Source organism: Mesorhizobium sp. B2-4-1, from assembly GCF_006442185.1.
Lineage (GTDB): Bacteria > Pseudomonadota > Alphaproteobacteria > Rhizobiales > Rhizobiaceae > Mesorhizobium.
This window is the reverse complement of record NZ_VFVN01000005.1, coordinates 371,281-388,039: the sequence shown is the minus strand read 5'-3', so window position 1 is coordinate 388,039 and position 16,759 is coordinate 371,281. Positions and strand designations below refer to the sequence as shown.

Sequence of the window (16,759 nt, the reverse complement as noted above, 5' to 3'; positions counted from 1 at the left end):
ATGATGCAAGCGCTCCCCTCCAGCCTGATCGTGATTCCCTGCCTCAACGAGGCAGCCCATATCGGTGTGCTGCTCGACCAGCTCAGCCCCGCGGCCGCGAGGCTCGGCGCCAGGATCGTCGTTGCCGATGGCGGCAGCACCGATGGTACCCCGGCCATTGTCGGCGAGCGTGCGAAGGAAGATCCCCGCATCATCCTGCTCCACAATGAAAAGCGCATCCAGAGCGCGGCGATCAATCTTGCCGTCGCCAGATTCGGCGATGGTGCCGAATATCTGATCCGCATCGATGCCCATGGCGGCTATCCCGCCGACTATTGCGACCGGCTGGTCGAGGAAGCGCTGGCCACGGGCGCCGATTCTGTCGTGGTCTCGATGCTGACCAGCGGCAGCGGCACCGTGCAGAAGGCGGCCGCGGCGGCACAGAATTCAAAGCTCGGCACCGGCGGTTCCAAGCACAGGCATCTGTCCGCCGGAGAATGGGTCGATCACGGCCATCACGCGCTGATGCGGATTTCTGCCTTCCGGGCCGTCGGCGGCTATGACGAGACGTTCAGCCATAATGAGGACGCCGAGCTCGACTACCGGCTGAGACAGGCCGGCTACAGGATCTGGATGAGCGGCAGGACGCAGATGGTCTACTATCCGCGCGCGTCGCTCAGCGGCCTCTATTTCCAGTATCTCGGCTACGGCCGCGGACGCGCCAAGAATGTCCTGAAGCACCGCGTCATCCCGAAGGTCCGGCAGATGGTGCCGCTGCTGGTGTTCCCGGTGGTGGTGCTCGCGGCCTTTTCCTTCGTGCACTGGCTGGCGGCGGTGCCGCTTTTGATCTGGGCATCCGTATGCCTCGGCTATGGCCTGTGGACGGCGGTAAGCCAGCGCAATGCCGACATCGCGCTTGCCGGCGTCTCGGCGATGGTCATGCATTTCGGCTGGTCCGTCGGTTTCTGGCTGCAGCTTCTCGGCCTTGGCAAACAGCGCGGGGTCGCGTGATGGCGGTTCCAGGCAAGAACCGCAGCATCGATATCGGCGTGTGCACGTTCCGCCGGCCGGAATTGGCCCACACGCTGCGCTCGCTCGACGCCATGGACAGGCTGGCCGGTTTCGATGTCCGTGTCATCGTCGCCGATAATAACGACACGCCGAGCGCCAGGGATCTGGTGACGACGCTGGCGCGCGAACTGACGCTGCCGATCAGCTATCACCACTGCCCGGCGCGCAACATCTCGATCGCCCGCAATGCCTGTCTTGACGCCAGCACGTCGGATTTCGTCGCCTTCATCGATGACGACGAGACGGCTTCGCCGCGTTGGCTTGCCGAGCTCGTCGCAACAGCCCAGGCAAGTCGCGCCGCCGCCGTGCTGGGCCCGGTCAAGGCGCGCTATGGGGCCGATGCGCCGGACTGGATGCGGCGTGGCGACTTCCATTCGACCTTGCCGGTCTGGGTGCGCGGCGAGATCCGCACCGGCTACACCTGCAACGTGCTGCTCGACATGGGGTCGGACAGCCTGCGCGGGCGCCGCTTCAGCCTGGCGCGTGGCCAGACCGGCGGCGAGGACACCGAATTCTTCGACCAGATGCACAAGACAGGCGGCACGATCGCGTTTTCTCCGGAGGCTTGGGTGGACGAGGTCGTGCCACGGACCAGGGCCGCGTTCGACTGGCTTGGCCGCCGCCGCTTCCGCGTCGGGCAGACGCATGGCCATCTCCTGGGGCGCAATGCGAGCGGCATTGGCCTGCTCAAACAGGTCGCCATTGCCTCGGCAAAGGCAGCCTATTGCTTCGCCGCGGCGTTTCCCTTCCTTGCCAGCCCCGTGCGGCGGAACCGCAGCGTGCTGCGCGGCATTATGCATGTCGGCGTCGTCAGCGGCCTTGTCGGCATCCGCGAGATTCGTCTCTACGGCCAGCCCTCGCCACAGGAAGGAGGCAAGCGTGCAGCCTGACGTCAGCTTCGTCCCGGACGTTTCCTTCGTCATTGCAGCCTACAACGCCGAGGCGACCCTCGACCGGGCGATCGCCAGCGCCATCGCGCAGAAGGGTGTCAGCGTCGAGGTCGTCGTCGTCGACGACAAGTCGCGCGACGCCACGCTCGACGTGGCAAGGGCCTATCCGCAGGACATCGTGCGCGTCGTGGCGCTCGCGCAGAACAGGGGCCCCGGCGGCGCCAGGAACGCCGGCCTCGAGGCTGCCCGCGGCCGCTGGGTCGCGGTCCTCGATTCCGACGATGCGGTCTATCCCGGCCGCATCGCCGCCATGATCGCGCGGGCCGGAAGGGCGGGCGCGCAAATCGCCGTCGACAACCTCCAGGTCGTCCGCGAGGACGGCGTGATCGAGGATGCGATGTTCCCGACGCGCTATCTGGAGGAATTGGGCGAGATCTCGCTGGCCAGCTATATCGCCGGCAACGTCGTCTTCGAATCGAAGTTCAATCTCGGCTATCTCAAGCCGATCTTCGAGCGCCGCTTCCTGGAAGAAAACGGACTTCGCTACGACGAGGACCTGATCATCGGCGAGGATTACATATTCCTGGCCAACGCCCTGGCCAAGGGCGGCAGGTGCGTGGTCGAGCCTGACATCGGCTATGCCTATCACATCCGCAGCGGCTCCATTTCGCGCGTGCTCGAGCCTCATCATGTCGAGGCGATGCGCAAGGCCGATGCAATTTTCGCTCAAAGCCATCAGATGGACGCGGCCGCGCAAGCGGCCTTCGCCCGGCGCAGCCGCAGCCTGCGCAAGGCAGCCTCGTTCCTGTCGATGGTCCAGCACATCAAGGCGCGGTCCCCGCTCAAGGCGATCCGGACGGCGCTCAGCGACCCGGCGGCGGTCAGGCATATGGGCATGCCGATCGCCGTGCGGTTGCGACGAGTAGCGGCACAATTTGCCGTAGGGGCGGGGAGGTGAAGATGCAGGCACATGGAGGGATTTTTCCTGGCCTGCGAATGGACTGAAGTCGATCTCCTCAGAAGGAACTTGCGATGAAGAAAATCAGGAAGGCCGTGATACCGGTGGCGGGGCTTGGAACGCGGTTCCTGCCGGCGACCAAGTCGATGCCGAAGGAAATGCTTCCCGTCGTCGACCAGCCCGTCGTGCAATACGCCGTCGATGAGGCCTTCGAGGCCGGCATCGAGCACATCGTGTTCGTGACCGGCCGCAACAAGGCGGTTATCGAGGATTATTTCGACCTGCATCCGGAATTGATCGGAACACTGGAGCAGAGCGGCAAGAAGGCGCAATTGCAGTCGCTGGAAAGCCTGCTGCCGGTGGCCGGCGCCACCAGCTTCATCCGCCAGCAATCCCCGCAAGGCCTTGGCCACGCCGTCTGGTGCGCGCGCGAGGTCATCGGCAACGAGCCCTTCGCCCTGCTTTTACCTGATATGGTTTCGTTCGGCGGCCGCGGCTGCCTGGCCGAGGTCGCCGACCTCTATGCCGAGACCGGCGGCAACGTCATTGCGGTCGAGCGCTGTGACCCGACCGAGACCAACAAATACGGCATTGTCGGCCGCGGCGCCGACATTGGCGGCGGTTTCGAGGTGACGGCGATGGTCGAAAAGCCGGCGCCGGCCAATGCGCCGTCGAACTTCTACATCAACGGCCGCTATATCCTGCAGCCCGAGATCTTCGCCCTGCTCGGCAACCAGCAGCGCGGCGCGGGCAATGAGATCCAGCTGACCGACGCCATGGTCCGCCTGGCGCAGGAGCAGTCCTTCTTTGCCCAGCCTTTCAAGGGCCGCATGTTCGACTGCGGCTCGAAGGAGGGCTTTATCCAGGCCAACATCGCCTTCGCCTTGGCGCGCGACGACATGAAGGGTCCGGTTTTCGAGATGCTCCAGGAGTTCGTCCGGTCGCATGAACGACAGGAAGAAGCCGCATAATGCCCATGTTTCGGGAGCATTGTCGGACGGCTGACGGTGCGATGCGCGCAACGCCCTGTGGCGTCCGGCATGGAACTTGCGTTGCTTTTTGGCAATGCTCCCGATCTTCGAAGTGCCTGGGAGCCAAGGCATGATCCCGGAAAGCGCAAGGCGGTTTTCGGAAAAGATCATGTTCAAACAGTGAGATAGAGCCCATCCCGATGATTGGGATGGACGGGCTCTGGAATTGGACCGAAGATGAACTATGCCAACTTTCCTCTCGACAAGAGGATGCCATTGCCGAATTCGGAAGCAGGAGACGGCGAAGACTTCATCGATGTCGAGCGGCTGCTTGGCATGGCAGCGCGGCAGGCCAAGGTGGTTGTCCTGGGCGCGGTCATTGGTCTTGTCCTGGGCCTGCTCTATCTGCAGACCACGCCGCCCAAATACCAATCGGTCTCGAGCGTGCTGATCGATGAGGGGCTGAACAAGATCGTCGACGACATTTCGGCGGCGTCGACGACCATGCAGACCGATTCGGCCATCCTGAGCCAGATCGAAATCCTGACCTCGACGAGGCTTGCCGCCGTGGTCGTCGACAAGCTGAAGCTCGACCGCAACGACGCATTCATGAACCCGCCCCAGTCGGCGCTCGCCCAGGGCATCGGCCTGATCCGCGGCCTGATCCAGTATGTTCGCCCTAGTCCTCCCATGCCGGGCGTCGGCGACGTCACCAAGCTCGACCCCGCCACCCGCGATGCGCTGATCGCGACCTCACGTCGCGACTACGCGATCCTCAAATTGCAGAACGAGGTGCAGGCGGAGCGCGTCGGGCGAAGCTATGTCATCGCGCTCGGCTACCAGGCGACGGACCCGGCACTGGCGACCGCGATCACCAAGGCCTATGCCGATGCCTATCTCGCCGACCAGCTCGACGCCTCCTTCGATGCCACCGAGCGCGCAGCGGTCTGGCTGCAGGGCCGGCTGACGGAACTGCGCGAAAGCTCGCAGGCGGCATCGCTCGCGGTCGAGAAATTCAGGGCCGAGCACGGCCTGTCCGCCAACAGCGACGGCCAGCTGATGAGCGCCAAGCAGCTTGCCGACCTCAACGCCCAGCTTATCGTGGCGCAGGCCGATACGGCCCGGGCCAGCGCCCGCTACCAGCAATACAAGTCCATCGTTGAAAGCGGTTCGGAGAACGCCTTCAAGGATGCCGCCATATCGAGCGACCAGCCGAGCAGCTCGGTCATCGCGGCGCTCAAGACGCGCTATCTCGCCGTCGCCAAGCGGCAGCAGGATGTCGAGGCCAATTTTGGGCCGCAGCATCCGCAGGCGGTGGCGCTCGCCAAGGAGAAGGCCGACATATCGGCGCAGATATTCGGCGAGCTGAAGCAGCTGACCGAAAGCTATCGCAACGAATATGAAGTGGCGCTGGCGCGCGAGACCGCGCTCAGGGCCAATGTCGCCGCGGCGCAAGGCAAGAGCGCCATCGACAACCAGTCGCAGGTCAAGCTGCGTGAACTCGACCAGAAGGCGACGGCGCTCTCCACGCTCTACCAGACATTCCTCGGCCGCTACGAGGAAGCCGCCCAGCAGCAATCCTTCCCGGTCGGCAAGATCCGCATCATCTCGGATGCATCGACGCCGCTCAGCGCCTCCAGCCCGCGCACGGTGGTTGTGCTGGCGCTCTCGCTTGTGCTGGGCACGTTGATGGGTGCCGGGCTCGGCGGCCTGAACGAATTCAACGAGCGTTTCTTCAGGACCGGCGAGGATGTCCGCGACCGCGTCGGCCTCAAATTCCTCGGTTATCTGCCTGTCATCGGCGGCAAGACCGCCAGGGAGGAAAAGCCGGCCGACCCGGATCTCAAAACCGCCAAATCGCCGGCCGCGGCCGAAAAGCGCGCGCGCATGCGCGTCAGCGTCGATGCTCCGGCGTCGATGTTCTCCGAGACGCTGCGCAGCGCAAAGATCGCCTTCGACGTCGTCATGGAAGGGCAGGGCAGCCGCGTCATCGGCGTCATCTCGGTCCTTCCCGGCGAAGGCAAGTCGACGGTCGCGGCCAATCTGGCCGGACTGCTCGCCGCCAACGGCGCCAGGACGCTGCTGATCGACGGCGACCTGCGCAATCCGGGCTTGAGCCGCAGCCTCGGCATGGAGGCCGAGCAGGGACTGATGGAAGCGGTGGTGAGCGGCCAGACCTGGCAGTCGGTCGGCAAGATCGACCGGCAGACGAAGCTGGCGATCATTCCGGCCGTGCTGCGCGGCAATTTCTCGCATACCAGCGAGCTTCTCTCCTCGGCCGGCATGCGGCGCTTCATCGACAACGCCAAGGAGACCTTCGAATACATCGTCGTCGATCTGCCGCCGCTGGGGCCGGTGGTCGACGCCAAGGCCTTCGCGCCGCTTGTCGACGGCTTCGTGCTGGTCACCGAATGGGGCCGCACGCCGCGCGCGATGGTGAGATCGATGCTCGAATCCGAACCCTATGTCGCCAACAAGATCGTCGGCGCGGTGCTGAACAAGGTCGATCTCAAGAAGCTCGCCAAATACGGCTCGTTCGGAGCGTCCGAAAAATTCTTCGGCCAGTACTCGAGCTATTATCTCGACAAGACCGAAGTGCGCAGCAAGACAACGGTCTGAGTTCAACCGTGGCGATTTCCGTGCCTGAGTGACGAGGCAGGTCATCGCCTATGTGGCCGCGGCGGGCTACAATGGGAGTCTAAACCCGGGCATCATTCGGCAGGCAATGTCAGCTTACGCGGCCAATAGCGGCTCGCCACCAAAAGACTGAGATGGACGACAACTATTCCGAGGATGCCTGCCAAAGCCTTCAGTGAGCCGTCCGAAAGGCGCGCATGCCGACCGGGTTCGAGGAGCTGCATCAGCTCCAGCACAGTGGCTACGACGACAACTATAGTGACAGTGCCAGCCAAGCGGTTTGGAAAGCCGAGCCCCATTGCCACGCCGAACAGAACGTAGGCGAGGGCGCGTTCGAAATCTGGGTCACCCAGGTGGGGCCGCATCTGGATTGGCGACAGCGTCGCGAAGACAATGACGGCGAGCAAAGCAAGGGCGGCAATGCGAGAGATGAGGGTCATTGCCGTTCGTAAAGCGAACAAGCCGGCGAAACAAGTACGGGCATCTTCAAGGGTCGAATTTATAACGAGGTAGCTTCCGTACTGCTTGGCGGATTCAAGCAGCCGCGCCCGATCCAAAGACGCCATGCTAGCCCGTGACGCCCGGTTTCTTTGGCTGATTGGCGATGTCTATGAAATGACATCCGGAGCAATATTGTATTGCGCAGAATCGACGCGCTTTGAGGTTGGCGACATGGATTGGAAGCAGGTCGGCCCCAGAGCAGATCAGTCTATTTCGCTTGCCAGCGATTTCGACGGCAGGTCGATCGTCCGCTCTGGATGGACGGCGGTGTCGGTCCAAGCCCTGGTCAGTTTGAGTTCTGACCGGGTTTCGCAGACAGCGCGATCGGGTCGGTTTCGATAAGCCGAAGCGACCGCACCATGTTCGCCGTTTGCGTCTTGTACTTGAGAAAATGCGGTGTGGTCAGATGGGCTTCGTACGCCGTCTGATCGGCGTAGCATTCGATCACGCGCACCTTTTCAGGCGCACCTTTTTCCGACACGGCATGAAGGAAAAGCACGCCCGGCTCGATTCGCACGGAGGCCTCGATCTCTTCGGCAATCAGGGCCTTGTAGCTGTCGATCTGGTCAGGATCGATTTCCAGTTCGGCTATCCTGACGATCCGCATCGATTGGTCCCTAACTTTGTACAGGGCCGCGACTCACTATCCAGGCCTCGGAACCCTGCGGCTGGACAGTGCGCTCCTGCGAGGAAGGCACCGAGGTGCCCGTTGGTCAATCCTCATTGGTCAACAAGATCGCGACTACGCGGCCCTGAGCCGGTAGCGGAACACCGTGTGGTCGAGCAGCAGCCGGATGCGCGGTTCGGCTTCGGTCGCCACCAGCCAGCTTGCCGCGATCATGGTCGCGCCAACCATTGCCATGGACAACAGATAAGGCAGCCCGGCGCGGACCATCGCGCCGAGCACCGCCGCGCCGATGACGTCGTGGATCAGATAGAGCGGGTAGGTCATCAGGCCGATCCGGCGCCAGCCGCTCCAGCTGAGGTCGAGCCGCAGCGACCACGCCATCAGGGCGATGGCGACCAGGAAGACAAGGATCGGCGGCGCATAGGGCATCGCGGCACCGACCTTAATGCTGTGGACGTCGACCGAGCTGGCGATTTGCAGCACGCCCCCGCCCAGGAACAGCAGGCAGAAGGCTAGGCGCGAGGCCGTCACCGCCTTGAACCGCATCAGCCAGATGAGCACGCCGACGGCGAAAAAAGAGCCATGGTGCACCAGGACGAGCTGCAGCCAGCGTGTCTCGGCGAGGTCGGACCAGCCGAGCGGATAATAGAGGCACCAGAACAGCGTGCTGACGAGGCCGATCACGACTGCCACCGTCTCCATCAGGTGGAAGCGGCCAAGCCGCAACAGGATCCAGACGACAGCGTAGAAGGCGATCTCGATGCCGAGCGTCCAGTAGACGCTGTCCACCCAAGGGTCGTAGGGCGCGAAAAGGCCGGTGCGAACGAGCCTGATCACGGCATCGGTTGGCCAGCTCAGACCGGTGAGCAGCAGCACCGCCGCGGTCACCGGCGCGCAGATCCAGACCGCCGGCGCCAGCCTTTTCACCCTTGCCTCGAAAAACCGCAGCGGCGTCGAATTCTCGGCGCTGAAGGCGATGACGAAACCGCTGATGACGAAGAATATCTGCACGCCGACCCAGCCGGAGCCGACCAAGGCCATTTCGGGATGGGGCGGGATGCCGCCGGTCGCGCGCGCCGAAACCCCGTCAGGGAATGCCCATACCCAGAAGCCATAGTGATAGAACATCACCATGACGGCGGCCAGGAAACGCAATATGTCGACGCCGCCGAATGTCGCCTTGTGCTGAGCCATGCCGTGCCTTTGAATGGCCCCCCAAGCCAAACCCTAGAGTCTGTTGTTGCATTGCACAACAAAAGATTGGCCAGATGTGACAGTTGGCGCCGACCTTCACCCGCGAACGACGGGGAGTGGGGGAAGTCGGCACTGGAGTACGTCGCTACCGTCCTTCATGGGGAGAAGGTGCGGGCAGGCGGATGGGGGGGCGGCGCCGACCGCTCAATAAACGGAAGGATCGTGTCTGCTGCGCCCGATCATCTAGACCCCGATGCCGCGCTCCTTCAGCACGGCCGTGATCTCGTCGAGGATGGCCGGGTCGTCGATCGTCGCCGGCATGGTCCAATCTTCCTTGTCTGCGATCTTCTGCATGGTCCCGCGCAGGATCTTTCCCGACCGCGTCTTCGGCAGCCGCTTGATCGTCACCACCGTCCTGAAGGCGGCGACCGGGCCGATGCGCTCGCGCACCAGCCCCACCACTTCGCTCTCGATGAGGCCGATCTCGCGCGAGACACCAGCGTTGAGCACGACGAAGCCGAGCGGAACCTGGCCTTTCATCGAATCGGCGATGCCGACAACGGCGCATTCCGCGACATCGGGATGCGTTGCCAGCACCTCTTCCATGGCGCCGGTCGACAGCCGGTGGCCAGCGACATTGATGATGTCGTCGGTGCGGGCCATCACGTAGAGGTAGCCGTCCTCGTCGATCATGCCGGCATCGGCGGTCTTGTAGAAGCCGGGGAACTCGTCGAGATAGGCTTGGCGGAAACGGGCGTCGGCGTTCCACAGCGTCGGCAGGCAGCCCGCCGGCAGCGGCAGCTTGACCACGACATTGCCGAGCGTGCCGCGCGGCACCTCGTGGCCGGCATCGTCGAGCACGCGGATGTCGTAGCCGGGCATCGGCACGCCGGGTGAGCCGTATTTTACCGGCAGCAGGCCAAGGCCTGCGGGGTTGATGGTCATTGGCGAGCCGGTCTCGGTCTGCCACCAATGGTCGATGACCGGCACGTTCAGTTTTTGCTCCGCCCATTTGATGGTTTCGGGATCGGCGCGCTCGCCGGCGAGGAACAGCGTTCGGAATTTCGACAGGTCGTATCTGGCGACGAATTCGCCCCTGGGATCCTGCCCCTTGATGGCGCGGAACGCCGTCGGCGCGGTGAACAGGGCGACCACGCCATGCTGCGCGATCACCCGCCAGTAGGTGCCGGCATCGGGCGTGCCGACCGGCTTGCCTTCGAACAGGATGCTGGTGCAGCCATGCAGCAGCGGCCCGTAGACGATGTAGGAATGGCCGACCACCCAGCCGACGTCGGACGCCGCCCAGAACACTTCGCCGGGCTTGACGCCGAACTCGTTTTCCATCGTCCATTCGAGCGCCACCATGTGGCCGCCATTGTCGCGAACGATGCCCTTGGGCTGGCCGGTCGTGCCTGACGTGTAGATGATGTAGAGCGGGTCGGTGGCAAGCACCGGAACGCAGTCGACATTGGCGCCGGCCGCCCGCTCGCGCGCGACCGCGTCCGCATAGTCGATGTCGTAATTGTCCCTGAGCTCGCAGCGCAATTGGTCGCGCTGCAGGATCAGGCAGGCGTCCGGCTTGTGGCGGGATATCTCGATCGCCTTGTCGAGCAGCGGCTTGTAGGCGACGACGCGGCCGGGCTCCAGGCCGCAGGAGGCCGAAATGATCACCTTCGGCCTGGCGTCGTCGATGCGGGTGGCGAGCTCATGCGAGGCAAAACCGCCGAAGACGACCGAATGCACGGCGCCGATGCGGGCGCAGGCAAGCATGGCGATGGCCGCTTCCGCCACCATCGGCATGTAGATGATGACGCGGTCGCCCTTGCCGACGCCGCGGTTCTTCAGCACCGAGGTCAGCGCCACCACTTCGCGTTTGAGCTCGGCATAGGTGAATGTCTTCACGGTGCCGGTGATGGCGCTGTCATGGATCAGCGCGATCTGGTCGGCACGCCCGCCGGCGACATGCCGGTCGAGGGCATTGTAGCAGGTGTTGCAGGTGGCGCCGGTAAACCAGCGGCCATAAACGCCGGCTTCCGCATCGAACACCTTGTCGTAAGGCGTGTACCAATCGATGGCGTTCGCCGCATCCGCCCAGAACTTTTCCGGGTCGCGTTTCCAGCCGTCATAGACCTCGTGATAGCGTGAAGCCATCCGTTTCCTCCCCGGGAAGATTTGCCGTCCTGGCAATAGCCTATGCTGTTTTTTCCGGCGATGTCTTCCCTCAATTCGTCTGATCCGGCCCGGTCCTGGCCGCAAAGGTGCGACATCGTGGCCCTCCGGGAAGAAAAGCACGGACCGGTCGGATCGGCGGCGCCGGCGGCAGCAGGTCGCGAATGTCTGCAAAGGGAAACATCGGCTCGAAGCGGAAGGCTTCGGCCTGTGATCCCGGCGCGCCGTTGCACTGGCCGGCGCGAAAAAAATTCTGCGTGCGGGCGATGTCGACGAAGCGCTCCGGATCCTGCGACTGGTGCAGGCGGATCGCCTTGGCCTTGATCTCGGCCTGGGCTGATATCTCGACATAATGGGTCGGGGAGAATCCGGTGCCGCCCATCGTGTCGGCATGCAGCACCGGTACGGCGAACGACGCCGCGATGCGCACGGCGTCCGACAGCGCGCGGTGGTCGGCGTGATAGTCGTTGGACGCATGGGTAATCACCAGATCCGGTCCGGTTTCGCCAATCAGCGTCTTCAGCGCGCCGATCAGCGCGTTATCCGCCACCAGCCTGCCGTCGGGAAAGTCGAGGAAGCGCGGCGCCGCCCCGAGCAGCGCGGCCGCGGCCGTTGCCTCCTCGCGACGGACACGGGCGAGAACCGTGGGATCGCTATTGCCGCCCCTGGCACCATCCGTGGCTATGGCAAAAGTCAGTTCTGCGCCTTGCGCCGCATAGGCCGCCATCGTACCGAACATGAATATCTCGATGTCGTCAGGATGCGCGCCGAGCGCCAGTATTTTCAACGCTTCTCTCCCCGGAAATGGAAAAACGTGACGAACGGAATCCTGCTCGCCCTGATCGCCTATGCAAGCTATTCGGGCAGCGATGCCGTTGTCAAAAGCCTGGGTGGGCAGTTCACGGTGTTCGAGATCGGTTTCTTCTCGATATTGTTTGCCGGCTGCTTTCTCTTCTTCACCCGGCCGGCGGACGAGCGTTGGCGTGATTTCTGGCGCACCAAACGGCCTTGGGCGGTGCAGGCGCGCGCCTGGGCCGGCATCGCCTCGGGCGTGCTCAGCGTCTATGCCTTCACCACCATTCCACTGGCCGAAGTCTACGCGCTCGTCTTCCTGGCGCCGCTCTGCGTCACCATCCTCTCCACGGTCGTCCTCAAGGAAAAGGTCGGGCCGTGGCGCTGGCTGGCGGTGGTCGCCGGCTTTGCCGGCGTCATGTTGGTGGTGCGACCGGGTTTTCGCGAACTCAATCTTGGACACCTCGCCGCCTTTGGCGTGGCCTTTCTGGCAGCCGCCAGCGTCATCCTGATGCGCTCGCTGGCAAAGCAGGAAAAGCGCACGACCATGCTCGGCGTGCTGATCGGCTACGGCCTGTTGTTCAACGGCATCGGCATCGCCGCTACCTCGTTCACGCTTCCCGACGCAAGGCAGCTTGCATGGCTGATAATGGCCGGCGCCTTCACCGCATGCGGACAATTGCTGCAGCTGCTGGCCGTCAAATACGCGCCCGCCAACCGGATCGCGCCGACGCATTATTCGCAGATGGTCTGGGCGGTCATCCTCGGTGCGCTGTTCTTCCGGGAATATCCTGACTGGCTGTCGCTGGTCGGCCTCGCGGTCGTCGGTGGGTCCGGCCTGCTCACCATGGTGCGCGAGGAAGTACGGTTGGGCACGGTGCGCTGGAACCCGTTTTCGCGCACCCGGCTTTGATCTGGCGCCGGTTGCATGGCGACCACGAGCGCTGATATGCGGGCGCGATGACGACAAAAGTCTTGCCGGAGCTTCCGGTATCCGCCGTGCTGCCGGCGCTGGGCCATGCACTCGGCTCCGGCAACGGCGCCGTGCTTGTGGCGCCGCCCGGCGCCGGCAAGACGACGCTGGTGCCGCTGGCGCTGCTCGATGCGCCATGGCTGGGCACGGGCAAGATCGTGCTGCTGGAGCCGCGCCGGCTCGCCGCCCGCGCCGCCGCCCGCCGCATGGCCGAATTGCTTGATGAGGAGCCCGGCGCCACCGTCGGCTATGCCATGCGCATGGAGAACCGCACTTCGGCCCGGACAAAAATACTGGTCGTCACAGAAGGTGTGCTGGCGCGGATGATCCTTGACGATCCCGAACTGCCCGGAATCTCGGCCGTGATCTTCGACGAATTCCACGAGCGCTCGCTCGACGGCGATTTCGGCCTCGCTTTGGCGCTCGACGTGCAAGGCGCGCTGCGGCCGGACCTGCGCGTCTTGGTGATGTCGGCGACGCTGGACGGCGCCCGTGTCGCGAAGCTGTTGTCGGGCGCGCCGGTGATCGAAAGCGAAGGCCGTGCCTTTCCCGTCGACATCCGCTACGACGAACGGCCGGCCGGCATCGCAATCGAAGATGCCATGGCCAAGGCGATCCGCTCCGCTCTTGCCGACGAGAGCGGCAGCGTGCTTGCCTTCCTGCCCGGCCAGCGCGAGATCGAGCGCACCGCCGAGCGGCTTGCCGGCAAGGTCGGCGCCGACACCGATATCGTGCCGCTCTACGGCATGCTCGATGGCAAGGCGCAGGACGCGGCGATCAGGCCGGCGCCGGCGGGCCGCCGCAAGGTGGTGCTGGCTACGTCGATCGCCGAGACCTCCATCACCATCGACGGCGTGCGGGTCGTCATCGATTCCGGCCTGTCGCGGCTGCCGCGCTACGAGCCGGCCAGCGGCCTGACGCGGCTGGAGACGGTGCGCGCCAGCAAGGCTTCCGCCGACCAGCGCGCCGGCCGCGCCGGACGCACGCAATCCGGCGTCGCCATCCGACTGTGGCGCGCCGAACAGACGGCGTCGCTTCCAGCCTTCACCCCGCCGGAAATCCTCGAGGCCGACCTTTCCGGCCTGCTGCTCGACTGCGCCGCCTTCGGCGTCGCCGATCCGACGAGCCTGGCCTTCCTCGATCCGCCGCCGGCCCCGGCGCTCACCGAGGCAAGGGCGCTGCTGCGCGCGCTTGATGCCATCGACGAGGCGGGGCGGCTGACGGAAGCGGGCGCCGCGATGCGCAAGCTCGCTCTGCCGGTGCGGCTGGCGCATATGGTCGCCGAGGCGGCCCGCGGCGGCCATGCCGGCGAGGCGGCCATGCTCGCGGTGCTGCTGACCGAGCGCGGGTTGGGCGGTGACGGCGCCGATCTCGAACGCCGGCTGATGCGCTTTCGCCAGGAAAGATCGCCGCGCGCCACCGCCGCGCGGCAACTCGCCGAACGCCTGGCGAGGCAGGCCTCTTCACCCTCCCCCTTATGGGGGTCCGAAGGACGGGCGAGACCCGTGGCTCGCCCCGGAACGTCGATCCGCGAAGCGGAGCGGGGCGGGGGGCTTTGGCGCCGCACCCCCACCCCGGCGCTACGCGCCGACCCTCCCCACAAGGGGGAGGGTGGCAGCGCTGGTCCTCTCCTCATCCATGCCTGGCCCGACCGCGTCGCCAAGGCGCGCGGCGAGCGCGGGCGTTTCGTGCTGGCCAACGGCTCCGGTGCCATGCTCGATGCTGCCGATCCGCTTGCCGGCGAGGCGTTTCTGGTTGTCGCCGACCTGCAGGGCAAGGCGCAGAATGCGCGCATCACGGCGGCGGCGGCGATCAGCGAGGACGATATTCGTTCAGCACTGGCGGAAAGGATCGAAACCCGCAGGCAAACGAGCTTCGATCGCGAGCGCCGCGCCGTGCGCGTGCGCGAAACCGTACGCCTCGGCGCTATCACGCTGGCCGAGCGCATGCTGCCTCCGCCAACCGGCAATGAGGCCGACCGCGCCATGCTTGACGCCTTGCGCGAACATGGACTTTCGCTGCTGAGCTGGAGCAAGGAGGCCGAGACGCTGCGCCAGCGCCTGTCCTGGCTGCATCGCGGCCTTGGGGCGCCGTGGCCCGATATGTCCGACACGGCACTTATCGATCGCCTCGACGACTGGCTGCTGCCGTTCCTGTCGGGTGCCGCATCCTTCTCGGCCATCGATCCGGGTGTCGTCCCGGCCGGGCTGACGGCGCTTGTGCCGCACGATTTGCAGCGCCGGATCGACGCGCTTGCGCCGACCCATTTCGACGTGCCGTCCGGCAGTCGCGTGCCGATCCGCTATGACGGCGAATGGCCCGTTTTGGCGGTTCGTGTCCAGGAACTGTTCGGCCTCGACCGGCACCCTGCAATCGCAGGCGGCACCGTGCCGCTGACGCTCGAACTGCTGTCGCCCGCGCACCGGCCGATCCAGACGACGCGCGACCTGCCCGGTTTCTGGCGCGGCTCCTGGGCCGATGTGCGCGCCGACATGCGCGGCCGCTACCCCAAACACGTATGGCCGGAAAATCCGCTGCTCGCCGCCGCCACCAGCCGCGCCAAGCCGCGCGGGACGTAGTTGCTTGGCGATTGGCGCAAACGCCATCGCTTCGTCATCCACCTAGCGCTCGCCGCTTCGCGGCTGTATTTCATGGCCATGATCAACGTATTGCGTTCTCCCGACTTCCAGCAGAGCCAGCGACTGCGCCTCAACACGCTGATCCGGCTGCGCTGGCTTGCCATTGTCGGCCAGAGCGTGACGGTGCTTTTCGTCGCCTACGGCCTGAAATTCCCACTGCCGGTCAGCCTGTGCTTTGCCCTGATCGCCTGTTCGGCCTGGATGAACCTGATCCTTGCCTTTCGGTTCCCGGCCGCGCACCGGCTCACGCCGTTCGCCGCCTTCGGCATCCTGATCTTTGATAGCCTCCAGCTTGCCGGCCTGCTCTACATGACCGGCGGCCTTACCAATCCGTTCTCGCTGCTGATGACGGTGCCCGTGGTCATTTCGGCGACGTCGCTGCCCTTGCGCCTGACCGCGGTGCTTGGGGGGCTGGTGATGACGACGGCGACCTTGCTGGTCTTTTTCCACTTGCCATTGCCCTGGCATGAAGGCGCGCCGCTGGCGATGCCCTTCATCTATGTTGCCGGCATGTGGATGGCGGTGCTGTCTTCGATCGCCTTCACCGCCATTTACGCCTTCCGCGTGGCCGCGGAAGCCCGCCTCCTGGCCAATGCGCTCGCCGCCACCGAACTGGTGCTCCAGCGCGAGCAGCATCTGTCGGCACTCGACGGGCTGGCCGCCGCCGCCGCGCATGAGCTGGGCACACCGCTCGCCACCATCACGCTTGTCGCCAAGGAGATGGAAAAGGCGCTCGGTAAGGACGCGAAATACGGGGAGGATGTGACGCTGCTGCGCTCCCAGAGCGAGCGGTGCCGCGAGATCCTCAAGCGCCTGACCAGCCTGTCGTCCGAGGGAGAGGCGCATTTGTCCCGCCTGCCGCTGACCTCGCTGGTCGAGGAGGTCACCGCGCCGCACCGCGACTTCGGCATTTCGATCAAGCTCAGGCCCGGCGAGCGCAGCGGCCCCGAGCCGGTCGGGCGCCGCAATCCCGGCGTCATCTACGGCCTTGGCAACCTGGTGGAGAACGCCGTCGATTTCGCCCGCGAGAGCGTCACCGTGCGCTGGAGCTGGGACGAGGCCACCGTCTCCTTCTCGATCATCGATGACGGTCCCGGCTTTCCGCCCGAGATCATCGACCGCATCGGCGAGCCCTATATGTCGACACGCCAGGGCACGGAGGCCGGCGGCGGGCTGGGGCTGGGCCTGTTCATCGCCAAGACATTGCTCGAGCGATCGGGCGCCACGCTCGACTTTCGCAATTCGAGCGGACTGGGCGAGGGCGCCATGGTGCGGATTTCATGGCCCAGAAATGTTTTCCTGAACCCGGAATCGGCGCCCGCGACGATGTTTGACACCGCGTAAATTGGACAATCGC

At 65.0% G+C, this 16,759-nt stretch carries 13 protein-coding genes; 8 read left to right on the top strand and 5 right to left on the bottom strand.

Features of this window, described 5'->3' with window-relative positions:
• From FJ949_RS16150 to FJ949_RS16130, 5 genes are all read left to right on the top strand, one after another.
• On the top strand, positions 1–990 hold the full coding sequence (locus FJ949_RS16150; protein WP_140497165.1) for a glycosyltransferase family 2 protein: 990 nt from the start codon (positions 1–3) through the stop codon (positions 988–990).
• Complete coding sequence (locus FJ949_RS16145; protein WP_140497163.1) at positions 990–1,940, top strand: glycosyltransferase; 951 nt, start codon at positions 990–992, stop codon at positions 1,938–1,940. The genes FJ949_RS16150 and FJ949_RS16145 overlap by 1 nt, the downstream gene beginning before the upstream one ends.
• The gene (locus FJ949_RS16140) at positions 1,930–2,898 is read left to right on the top strand and encodes a glycosyltransferase family 2 protein (RefSeq protein WP_140497161.1); all 969 of its coding nucleotides are present in this window, start codon (positions 1,930–1,932) and stop codon (positions 2,896–2,898) included. The genes FJ949_RS16145 and FJ949_RS16140 overlap by 11 nt, the downstream gene beginning before the upstream one ends.
• 74 nt (positions 2,899–2,972) lie before the next feature.
• The gene (locus FJ949_RS16135; RefSeq protein WP_140497159.1) at positions 2,973–3,869 is read left to right on the top strand and encodes a UTP--glucose-1-phosphate uridylyltransferase; all 897 of its coding nucleotides are present in this window, start codon (positions 2,973–2,975) and stop codon (positions 3,867–3,869) included.
• 237 nt (positions 3,870–4,106) lie between these two features.
• On the top strand, positions 4,107–6,488 hold the full coding sequence (locus FJ949_RS16130; protein WP_140497157.1) for a polysaccharide biosynthesis tyrosine autokinase: 2,382 nt from the start codon (positions 4,107–4,109) through the stop codon (positions 6,486–6,488).
• A 92-nt stretch (positions 6,489–6,580) separates the two neighbouring features.
• On the opposite strand, the gene FJ949_RS30355 is transcribed toward FJ949_RS16130, so the two are convergent.
• The 5 genes from FJ949_RS30355 to FJ949_RS16105 all read right to left on the bottom strand — a co-directional run bounded on the left by FJ949_RS30355 (position 6,581) and on the right by FJ949_RS16105 (position 11,785).
• The gene (locus tag FJ949_RS30355; protein WP_181172113.1) at positions 6,581–7,072 is read right to left on the bottom strand and encodes a hypothetical protein; all 492 of its coding nucleotides are present in this window, start codon (positions 7,070–7,072) and stop codon (positions 6,581–6,583) included.
• A gap of 221 nt (positions 7,073–7,293) precedes the next feature.
• A complete protein-coding gene (locus tag FJ949_RS16120) occupies positions 7,294–7,614 on the bottom strand; it encodes a putative quinol monooxygenase (protein WP_140497155.1) in 321 nt (106 codons plus the stop codon).
• Between the two features lie 135 nt (positions 7,615–7,749).
• Positions 7,750–8,829 carry an acyltransferase gene (locus FJ949_RS16115; RefSeq protein ID WP_140497153.1) on the bottom strand — a complete coding sequence of 360 codons (1,080 nt, stop codon included), beginning with the start codon at positions 8,827–8,829 and terminating at the stop codon, positions 7,750–7,752.
• A 243-nt stretch (positions 8,830–9,072) separates the two neighbouring features.
• Positions 9,073–10,980, bottom strand: a complete 1,908-nt coding sequence (locus FJ949_RS16110; RefSeq protein ID WP_140497151.1) for a propionyl-CoA synthetase — start codon at positions 10,978–10,980, stop codon at positions 9,073–9,075.
• Between the two features lie 70 nt (positions 10,981–11,050).
• A complete protein-coding gene (locus FJ949_RS16105; protein ID WP_140497149.1) occupies positions 11,051–11,785 on the bottom strand; it encodes a PIG-L deacetylase family protein in 735 nt (244 codons plus the stop codon).
• 27 nt (positions 11,786–11,812) lie between these two features.
• Here FJ949_RS16105 and FJ949_RS16100 point away from each other — a divergent pair, with 27 nt between their 5' ends.
• The 3 genes from FJ949_RS16100 (at position 11,813) to FJ949_RS16090 (ending at position 16,746) form a co-directional block, all read left to right on the top strand.
• Positions 11,813–12,703, top strand: a complete 891-nt coding sequence (locus FJ949_RS16100) for a DMT family transporter (RefSeq protein WP_140497147.1) — start codon at positions 11,813–11,815, stop codon at positions 12,701–12,703.
• Between the two features lie 47 nt (positions 12,704–12,750).
• Entirely contained in the window at positions 12,751–15,342 is a 2,592-nt protein-coding gene (gene hrpB / locus FJ949_RS16095) for an ATP-dependent helicase HrpB (protein ID WP_140497145.1), read from the top strand.
• 72 nt (positions 15,343–15,414) lie between these two features.
• Positions 15,415–16,746, top strand: coding sequence for an ActS/PrrB/RegB family redox-sensitive histidine kinase (locus tag FJ949_RS16090; RefSeq protein WP_140497306.1), 1,332 nt, complete (start codon positions 15,415–15,417; stop codon positions 16,744–16,746).
• The last annotated feature ends 13 nt before the right edge of the window (positions 16,747–16,759 follow it).